This window comes from uncultured Caballeronia sp., assembly GCF_964243625.1.
Taxonomy (GTDB): Bacteria; Pseudomonadota; Gammaproteobacteria; order Burkholderiales; family Burkholderiaceae; genus Caballeronia.
Genome location: NZ_CAXTGZ010000240.1, coordinates 1 through 8,472 on the forward strand (window position 1 = coordinate 1; position 8,472 = coordinate 8,472).

The following is an 8,472-nucleotide window of genomic DNA, read 5'->3' on the forward strand; positions in this document are numbered from 1 at the left end:
CATTGGGCATTGATACCAGCAGTACGACCAGACTCACCACGCACGCGAGCGCAAGATGCGCGACCGGCGGCAGGCCGTGGGCGAGCATGGCGCCGCCCGCTGCGGCGCCCGCCATCCCGCCGACGCTGAACATGCCGTGCAGCGACGACATGATCGGGCGCTCGAGCGCCTCTTCTACGGCGCTTGCTTCGGCGTTCATGGCGACATCCAGCGTGGCCATGCTGAAGCCGAACAGCGCCAGCACGAGCACCAGAAGCCAGTAAAACGGCGCGACTAGAATGAGCGCCCCAAACACCGTCATGCCGATACCGCCTGCCAGACACGCGCGGCGCGTCCCGACACGGCCGATCCACCGGCCATTTGTGAGCATTGCGATGATCGAGCCTGCGGCGACCGCCAGCAACGCGATTGAAAGCGCGCCGGGGCTGAGGTGAAACTTATCGCGCACGGTGGGAACATGGACGCCCCACGAGGCGTACAACATCCCCGCAATGAAGAAAACGGCCATGGTGGCGTACCGGGCGCGCTCACGCTTCCTGGCCGGGAGCCTCCTGTGCGCGGCTTGTACGGTATCGGAGCTGGCGGCGGGGGCGCTGGAAACTGATTCAGACACGGAACTCGCTCTCGTTATATCTTCGTTTTGAAGGCCGGTTCAATAACGTTGATGCAATTATTTACCCGACGAAGCTTTCGATTCTATCGAACGCGTTGTCGATACGCTTGTCTGAACACATCGAGATCCTGGTTTGGCTTCCTGATGAGGTTCGCCTTGAATATTCCGTCGCACGCGCCGTTGCATTTGTTGCATCAGGCGTCCAGTGGCACGCTCGCCACACATTCCCGCGAGCCGCACGGTTATCCCTATCCCACGGCATTGCCCTTCGCACCTACATCGGCGCATGTGCCGATGGTCTTGATCAGCCATCTGGCCGAACACACGCGAAACCTTCAGTCGGATGCGCGAGCCGGTTTTCTCATAGCTCACTCAGCGAGCGATGCCGTTCTCGAAGGCCAGCGTCTGACAATGCTCGGTTCTTTTTCTCAAGCCCCGGCAGAATCCATGTCTGAACTGTCGCGCCGTTATCTTCGATATCACCCTGATGCTGCCCGATATCTCGAACTGGGCGACTTCACTTTCTGGGTAATGTCAGTTGAACGCATGCGTTATATAGGCGGGTTTGGCGCAATGGGCTGGCTGGACGGAACTGCCCTCGATGAATCTGAAGCAATATCCGAAGAGAATGAATTGCACCTGCTGGAATTATTTTCCGATTGTTCGTTGCGGCCGCCGGAACTTGAACTAATCGGCGTCGACAAATACGGTTGTGATCTAAGAAGCTCAGGCGTGCGCAATCGTTTCACCTTTGATAAACCGAAAGACACGCAAGCCGAATTGAATGCTGCGCTGATCGATTGTATTGAACGGCATAGGTGATTGTCTGAACTCCAGACCTCGCAAACCTATGCAGACGCGTGCTGTTATGTCACTTGATTACAGGAAACGCTCATTGTCTGGAGGGTTTCTAGCGCAAGCTCGCATCGGATGGAAGGTTTAAGCGACTCGTTTTAAGAGTATTCCCATTTTGTGAAAGATTTTCCGCATTCATTCAAAGATGTAAGTTGGATGAATGGAAAGTGCGGACCATTTAAAGAATCGCACCAAATGTTACCCACACCCGTTTGGCTGAATCGATTTAGATCGAGTGTGTTGAAACACGCATAAAGCCGTGGTTGTGTTAATCTGCGATCCATTGAGAGGCTTTACAATATAACCCCAAGCGGGCACTTGACTCGTACACTGCAAACCAAAGGAAAACATCATGACGTCTTACAAGGAACTTCTCGCGCAGCGCGAAAATCTCGAGCGACAGATTGAAGAAGCGAAGTCGCGGGAATACGCTGAAGTTCTCAATGAAATCAAGCAGAAAATGACCGACTACGGGATCACGCTTGCCGAACTGGCGGGTGGTCGCGGCGGTAAGAATCTGAAAAACGCAGCACGTCCGCGCGCTGGCGTGGCGCCGAAATATCGTGATCCGGATAGCGGTAGCACATGGTCGGGCCGCGGTAAGCCCCCAAAGTGGATTGCCGGTCAGGAACGCGACAATTTTCTGATCCAGAAGTAAGGTCTTTTCATATTAAAAAAGCCGCACCTGCAAAGCAGTGCGGCTTTTTTGTTTCCGGATGATATGGGCGGCTGACTGAGAACGCGTCGCGTTTCTTTTAAATCGATGATTTAAAAGGTTTTTATGGTCGTTTAGCGATCCCGTTTCCCGTTCGCCTTGGTAAGATTGCTCGTACAAACACTCCGAGCAATGAAATGCCGCTATCAACAGCGCGCACCGCTGAGAAGCATGAGGTCGCGCGTAAAACAACCTTTACCAGCATCGCGCTCAATTGCGTTCTGATGAGTGCGCAGATCGTTGTGGGCGTATTTGCTCATTCCCAGGCGCTTATTGCCGACGGTGTTCATTCGTTGGCCGATCTTGTGTCCGATTTTGTCGTATTGCTGGCAAACAAACGAAGTGCTGCGGCCCCGGACGATGACCATAATTACGGGCACAGCCGCTATGAAACAGTCGCTTCATTATTTCTCGGCGCATTGTTAATTGCGGTCGGCATCGGAATGTTATGGCGTGCCGGCGAGCGCATCACGAATCTCCAAGACATTCCGCAGGTCCATGCGAGTGCACTCGTGGTTGCAGTCATCGTCCTTGTTTCGAAGGAACTTTTATTTCGTTATATGTTGCGTGCGGCCGAACGTGTCCGATCCGCCATGCTCATTGCAAATGCATGGCATGCACGTTCGGACGCGGCGTCGTCATTAGTGGTGGGAATCGGGATTATCGGCAGCATGGCGGGCTGGCGCTTGCTCGATCCTATCGCCGCCGCAATCGTGGGATTCATGGTCGCCCGAATGGGTTGGACCTTCGGATGGGACGCTCTGCAGGATTTGTCCGATCGCGCCCTCGACCAGGCTGAATCCGAAAAACTGCGTATCTTGTTAATGGGAACGCCAGGCGTGCGCGACGTCCATGAATTGCGCACACGAAAAATGGGTGACCTTGCTCAAGTCGATGCGCATATTCTGGTCGATCCGCTGATCTCGGTTTCCGAGGGCCATTACATCGCTGAATCGGCGCGAGCGCGCTTGCTCACGAATACGCGCGTGGTCGACGCGTTGATTCATGTCGACCCGGAAAACGACGACATCAGCCCGCCGCCTGCGCGGTTGCCAACGCGCTCTGCGGTGAGCGATGCTGTGAGTGGGTTGCTGCGTGCGCAGGGAATGAGCTTCGATCAACTCAACTTGCATTATCTGAGCAGCGGGTTTGAAATCGATGTGCTGCTTCCCTCCGATTCAAGCGATGCTCAGATCGGGAAGCTGAGACAGATAGATTTCGATACCCTCAGGAAAGAGCTTGGCGTGCGACAGATCCGACTTGCCCGCAGTGTGCAGCCGGAGTTGTCGCCGCAAGCCCGGCCGCTCGAAGACGGCCGGGTGCTTGGCTGAGTTACTACCGCGTGATCAGAGCGGTAATTGGGTATCGAACTTGATTTCACGAAGTACTACGCTGGTCCGAACCTGCGCTACCGCCGGGATCTTGAAAATGCGGTCATGCAGAAATGCGTCGTACGACTTGATATCGGGCGCGACGATTTTCAAAATGTAATCGGCTTCGCCTGTGGTGCTGTAGCACTCGGTGACTTCAGGACACGTGATGATCTCGCGTTCGAATTGCTCGACGCCGCCCTCCGTATGTCGAGTGAGGTGGATATGCGCGAGCGCGCAAACATGCAGGCCGAGTTTCTCGCGATCGAGCAGCGCCGTGTAGCGCTGAATCACACCTGATTGCTCCATATCCTTGATGCGCCGCCAGCAAGGGGTGCTGGAGAGCCCCACTTGATCGGAAATTTCTTGGACCGAACGCCGGGCATCGAGCTGCAGGAGTCGCAGGATTTTTTGTGAGAACGTATCGAGAGTCAACTGCGCCTCCTTTCGGCCGTTACCAACTCCAATAGTAGAGGTGGCAGAAAGGATGCGCAATGTCAAACGCCTGTCGTGAGCAATATTCCCTAACTCATTGCCCAGACTGCGCGTTTTGTGCTTCGTCGCCGTTGCCGCCGGTCGTTTCGCCGGCGGTTTTGAGCGATGCCAGCCTGGCGCGTTGAGCGCGCAACTCGGCCAGCATGTTGCAGAAGAGCGCGCCCTGTTCGATGGCGTCGTCCAGCGCCACATGAGTATGCGGATGTTCGTCGAACCAGTGTTTGGGCAAGCGCGGCTTGATGGCCTTCCGGTAGGGGAGGTCGGTGAGCGCAAAAGCGAGTGTCTTGATATCCAGCGCCGACCACGAAAACGGGCAGCTTCCGGCGAAACGCATCATGTACCAGAACATATAGGTGAAGTCGAAACCCGCCGGGTACGCCACGAACACGGGCTTGCCGGGCAACGCCTCGACCCACTTGACGTAAGCCTGCATTGCGGCGAGTGGTTGCTGCAGATCCGTCCGGCACGCAGCCCACGCTTCGGGCTGCGTCTTCCACCACGCGGCCTGGACTGGGTGAGGCGCGGCGCCTTCAAGCGTTTCCAGATTGGCCGAGAACGTGGCGATCAATTCCTTGTTCTCCGTATAAGCCGCCGATGCAAAACTGAGCATCGAATGAGGACCCGGAATCGGGCCGTCGGCTTCGACATCCGTGCTGACATAGATTTCAGGGATGGCGGTGCTCATGCAGTTTTCCTGTCGCCGACGTAGGGATTGGTTCGGCGTTCGTGGCCTAGCGTTGAAGTGGGACCATGTCCCGGCACGAACGTGACGTCGTCGCCGAGAGGCCAGAGTTTTTCTTGTACGGAGCGCACGAGGTCGGCGTGGTTACCGCGCGGGAAATCGGTCCGTCCGATCGAGCCCGCGAACAGGACGTCACCTACCAGCGCAAGCCGGTTTTCGCGGCTGAAGAACACCACATGGCCGGGCGTATGCCCCGGGCAGTGATAGACCTCCATGATTTCTTCGCCGAACTTAACAGTATCGCCTTCTTCCAGCCACCTCTCGGGCGTGAACACCTGGGCTTCGCCAAAGCCGAAGCGCTTGCTCTGCTCGGGCAATTGGTCGATCCAGAAAGCGTCTTCCTTGTGAGGGCCATGGATCACGACGCCGTAGTGATCGGCGATTGCCTTGGCGCCGCCACAATGATCGAGGTGACCGTGGGTAAGCAGCACTTTATCAATGGTTACGTCGAGTTCGGCGACCGCTTCAATGATCCGGTCGACATCCCCGCCCGGATCTACGATTGCTGCGCGCCCGGTTGCCTCGCACACAACGATGGAGCAGTTCTGCTGAAAGGGTGTCACAGGAATCAGGGTGACCTTCATGGATAGCAACCAGCATGTAAAACGTTCATTGTAGCGGGCGTAAACAATGGCTGCGGCTGCGCATGCAGCGTTGGCCGATCGATCTAACGCGTGCGCAACAATTAGGAAAAATCCGCAATTTTTACGCTCCCAGAGAGAATGAGTAACAAATTGTGCTTGAATGGAGGGTCGGCTGGAGCTTTTGGGTATAATCGGTTCACTTGTGCATGGTTTGAGCATGCCATCAATGGGCAGGTTGGGAGCGCCATCAGCGCTTTCTACAATTGCCATCAAGTACGCAGTTCGAAGCAAATCGCTTTGAAATCGCAATCAAGCATCGATTCCGATCGATGTGCACGTCTTGTCCAGCCGGGTGCGAAGCACCCGCTCATGGCCTTAGCTGCCGTAACGCTGGATGGGGCCTACGCCGCCGTTCCTGTGCTGTTTATCGCGCAAGAACGTGTTTGCCACGTTCGATGGCGGCATGTGGGGTCTGGTCAGGCTGCCGGGGACAGGTTGCGCCAGACGTGAAAACTAACCGGGCTTGTGCGGCGAGGTACGCCGTTCCCGTGGATACGCGCGTCGGTCGAATTCTCGAGCGACGTCTGCTGTCGCGCGGAAAGCCTTGAGTTGTCTAATACCGTCTGAGAAATAGCAGACGGAACAGGCGGCTCGAACCGTTGATTACACGTCTATGAATGTACGACTCACTCGGCATTTCGGGAGTCTTTTTGTCGCAGCAATCCTCACGGGTTGCGCAATGCCACCGAGCGGTGGCGATCAGGCCGGCATCCAGAACACCGGAACGCAGGTCACGAAGAACGCTGCAGCACCGAAGTCCAGTTCCCCTCACGCCGCAACACCGCTGGCTTACGATTCCCGGCTGAACTCGATTCCATCGTCTACCGATCATTCGGCCGATGCGTCCTCGCTTGCCAATGCAGAGCCGATCACCGCCGGTCCGAATGTCGGCGACTTCGAGCAGCAGGGCCGCGCATCCTGGTATGGCCGTGGTTTTCATGGCCGCAAGACCGCCAGCGGCGAGCGTTACGACATGCACGCCATGACCGCGGCGCACCGCACGTTGCCACTGGCTTCGTGGGTTCGCGTGACCAACCAAAGCAATAACAAGTCGGTGGTCGTCAAGATCAACGATCGCGGCCCGTACGTCGGAAACCGTGTAATCGATCTGTCCTATGCGGCGGCCGCTGCGCTGGGTATGCGTGGCGCAGGCATTGGAAAAGTGAAGATCGAAGGGCTGACGCAGCAAGAAGCGCGACTGGCGCGGGAGCAATCGCTCGCGTCGCTCTCTTCGACTGACTGATAGGCTTGATCTGCCGAGCATCACAAACAAGCGGGCCGTTATTGCAACGGCCCGTTTTCTATTCGACGGACGATTCCTCCGCGTCCTGATCACCGCTGCGCGCTTTGTCCATCGCAAGCGCGCGCGTGTACAACGCGTTGCGCGATGCACCCGTCAACGTGGCCGCGAGCCGCGCCGCACTGCTGACCGATAATTCTTGCAGCAAGGTCTCGAGCAACGCGTCGTGCGCGTCATCGGCGGCTTCCTGCTGCGGCGCCCCTTCCACCACCAGTACAAATTCACCGCGTTGCCGGTTGGCATCGGCGGCTAACCACGTTGGCCCTTCGGCCAGGGTGCATTGGTGAATGCTCTCATGTAACTTGGTCAGCTCACGGGCAATCAGCAGTTTCCGATCGCCGCCGAACGCGCGTTCAAGCGCCTGCACCGTCTCCACTATCCGATGCGGTGCTTCGTAGAACACGAGCGCGGGTACGTGCGTGAGCAACGAGTGCAGTTGCGTGTCGCGCTGTTTGGTCTTGGTCGCAAGAAAGCCGATGAACGAGAAGGTGTGAACCCACGCGCCCGCCACGCTCAACGCGGTCGTGAGCGCGCTTGCGCCTGGCAACGGGATGACGGGAAAGCCGGCTTCGCGCACGGCATCGACGAGTTTTGCGCCTGGGTCCGATATGCCGGGCGTGCCAGCATCGGAGACACATGCAATACGTTCGCCATTACGCAGATGCGCGATGACGTGCTCGGCGGCGCTGCGCTCGTTGTGCTCGTGTACCGCTATGGTCGGCTTCGAAATGCCATAGCGCGAGAGCAGTTGCGACGTGTTGCGCGTGTCCTCGGCGGCCACCCGGTCGGCCAGGCCGAGCACGTGCAACGCGCGCACCGTGATGTCCGCGACATTGCCAATAGGCGTCGCGACGATGTAGAGCGCGCCAGCCGGAAACTGCTGGCCCTGGGCAAGTTCGGAGAGTGGAGTCATGAGGGCGGGCGGCATGCGAAGAACGCATTGTGCCACGCGATCCGATACAACTTTTTGGGGAACGGGGTGTCGAAAACGATCGGAAGCGCGTTCGAGGAGCGCGCGCTGGAGTATTTGCAGCGTCAGCGGCTGCGCTTTGTCACGCGCAATTTCACGTGTCGCGGCGGCGAGATCGATCTTGTGATGCGTGAGATCGGCAGCGCGCGCACGTTGGTGTTCGTAGAGGTGCGGGCGCGGCGCAGCCGGCAGTTTGCCGCTGCGGCGGCAAGCATCGGCGCACACAAGCAGAGGCGGCTGGTTCTCGCGGCGCAGCATTATCTGATGACCTGGCGCGGCGCGTTGCCCGCGTGCCGATTTGACGTGATCGCGTTCGACGCGGGCCGTATCGTCTGGCTGCGCGATGCTTTTCGTGCGGATAACTAGCGCAAGCCGTGTGTATCTTGAGTATGGGGGACAACGAGTGCGGTAAACTGCGCGGAGCCCGAAGTGCCAGGACGCCGGGCTCGCAAACCTCCGACGTAACCCATCACTGAATCACCGCGCCTGGTCGCGGCCGTTAACCGAGAGTCGATGTCCGTCGAACGAATCCAGCAGCATTTCCGCGAAAGCGCGGCCGTCCAACGCGAAGCAACTGATGCGCTTGCGTTTCCCATTGCCGCCGCCATCGACGTGTTGTTCGGCGCGCTTGCCAACGGTTCGCGCATTCTCGCGTGCGGCAACGGCGGATCGGCAGCCAATGCACAGCGGCTCGTCGCCACGCTCGTTGGACAGTTCGAGCGTGAGCGTCCTGGCTTGCCTGCCATTTCGCTCGATGCAAATGCGCTG

At 57.9% G+C, this 8,472-nt stretch carries 11 protein-coding genes; 6 read left to right on the plus strand and 5 right to left on the minus strand.

The features are described from left to right. The coding region (locus ACFFAR_RS17070; protein ID WP_375508171.1) for an MFS transporter at positions 1 to 613 on the minus strand (613 nt) is incomplete at its 3' end. Positions 614 to 769: 156 nt separating this feature from the next. Between ACFFAR_RS17070 and ACFFAR_RS17075 the strand changes: the two genes are divergently transcribed. From ACFFAR_RS17075 to ACFFAR_RS17085, 3 genes are all read left to right on the plus strand, one after another. After that, the gene (locus ACFFAR_RS17075; RefSeq protein WP_062170345.1) at positions 770 to 1,435 is read left to right on the plus strand and encodes a HugZ family protein; all 666 of its coding nucleotides are present in this window, start codon (positions 770 to 772) and stop codon (positions 1,433 to 1,435) included. A 385-nt stretch (positions 1,436 to 1,820) separates the two neighbouring features. Beyond that, positions 1,821 to 2,126, plus strand: coding sequence for an H-NS family nucleoid-associated regulatory protein (locus tag ACFFAR_RS17080; RefSeq protein WP_062168663.1), 306 nt, complete (start codon positions 1,821 to 1,823; stop codon positions 2,124 to 2,126). 194 nt (positions 2,127 to 2,320) lie between these two features. After that, positions 2,321 to 3,514: a cation diffusion facilitator family transporter gene (locus tag ACFFAR_RS17085; RefSeq protein ID WP_375508172.1), complete on the plus strand. Its 1,194-nt coding sequence runs from the start codon at positions 2,321 to 2,323 to the stop codon at positions 3,512 to 3,514. Between the two features lie 15 nt (positions 3,515 to 3,529). Here ACFFAR_RS17085 and ACFFAR_RS17090 read toward each other — a convergent pair whose 3' ends face one another. The 3 genes from ACFFAR_RS17090 to ACFFAR_RS17100 all read right to left on the minus strand — a co-directional run bounded on the left by ACFFAR_RS17090 (position 3,530) and on the right by ACFFAR_RS17100 (position 5,644). Then, positions 3,530 to 3,988 carry an Lrp/AsnC family transcriptional regulator gene (locus ACFFAR_RS17090; RefSeq protein WP_062168666.1) on the minus strand — a complete coding sequence of 153 codons (459 nt, stop codon included), beginning with the start codon at positions 3,986 to 3,988 and terminating at the stop codon, positions 3,530 to 3,532. Positions 3,989 to 4,082: 94 nt separating this feature from the next. Then, the gene (locus tag ACFFAR_RS17095) at positions 4,083 to 4,733 is read right to left on the minus strand and encodes an exonuclease (RefSeq protein WP_174364068.1); all 651 of its coding nucleotides are present in this window, start codon (positions 4,731 to 4,733) and stop codon (positions 4,083 to 4,085) included. Continuing rightward, positions 4,730 to 5,644 carry an MBL fold metallo-hydrolase gene (locus ACFFAR_RS17100; RefSeq protein WP_375508173.1) on the minus strand — a complete coding sequence of 305 codons (915 nt, stop codon included), beginning with the start codon at positions 5,642 to 5,644 and terminating at the stop codon, positions 4,730 to 4,732. The genes ACFFAR_RS17095 and ACFFAR_RS17100 overlap by 4 nt, the downstream gene beginning before the upstream one ends. A 403-nt stretch (positions 5,645 to 6,047) precedes the next feature. Here ACFFAR_RS17100 and ACFFAR_RS17105 point away from each other — a divergent pair, with 403 nt between their 5' ends. Further along, positions 6,048 to 6,677, plus strand: a complete 630-nt coding sequence (locus ACFFAR_RS17105; protein ID WP_174364067.1) for a septal ring lytic transglycosylase RlpA family protein — start codon at positions 6,048 to 6,050, stop codon at positions 6,675 to 6,677. Between the two features lie 58 nt (positions 6,678 to 6,735). On the opposite strand, the gene rsmI is transcribed toward ACFFAR_RS17105, so the two are convergent. Then, positions 6,736 to 7,647: a 16S rRNA (cytidine(1402)-2'-O)-methyltransferase gene (gene rsmI / locus ACFFAR_RS17110; RefSeq protein WP_062170346.1), complete on the minus strand. Its 912-nt coding sequence runs from the start codon at positions 7,645 to 7,647 to the stop codon at positions 6,736 to 6,738. A 27-nt stretch (positions 7,648 to 7,674) separates the two neighbouring features. Here rsmI and ACFFAR_RS17115 point away from each other — a divergent pair, with 27 nt between their 5' ends. Together ACFFAR_RS17115 and ACFFAR_RS17120 are read left to right on the plus strand one after the other, a co-directional pair. After that, positions 7,675 to 8,070 carry a YraN family protein gene (locus tag ACFFAR_RS17115; protein WP_375508174.1) on the plus strand — a complete coding sequence of 132 codons (396 nt, stop codon included), beginning with the start codon at positions 7,675 to 7,677 and terminating at the stop codon, positions 8,068 to 8,070. A 147-nt stretch (positions 8,071 to 8,217) separates the two neighbouring features. Then, positions 8,218 to 8,472, plus strand: a 255-nt coding sequence (locus ACFFAR_RS17120) for an SIS domain-containing protein (RefSeq protein WP_174364065.1), incomplete at its 3' end; no start/stop codon positions are given.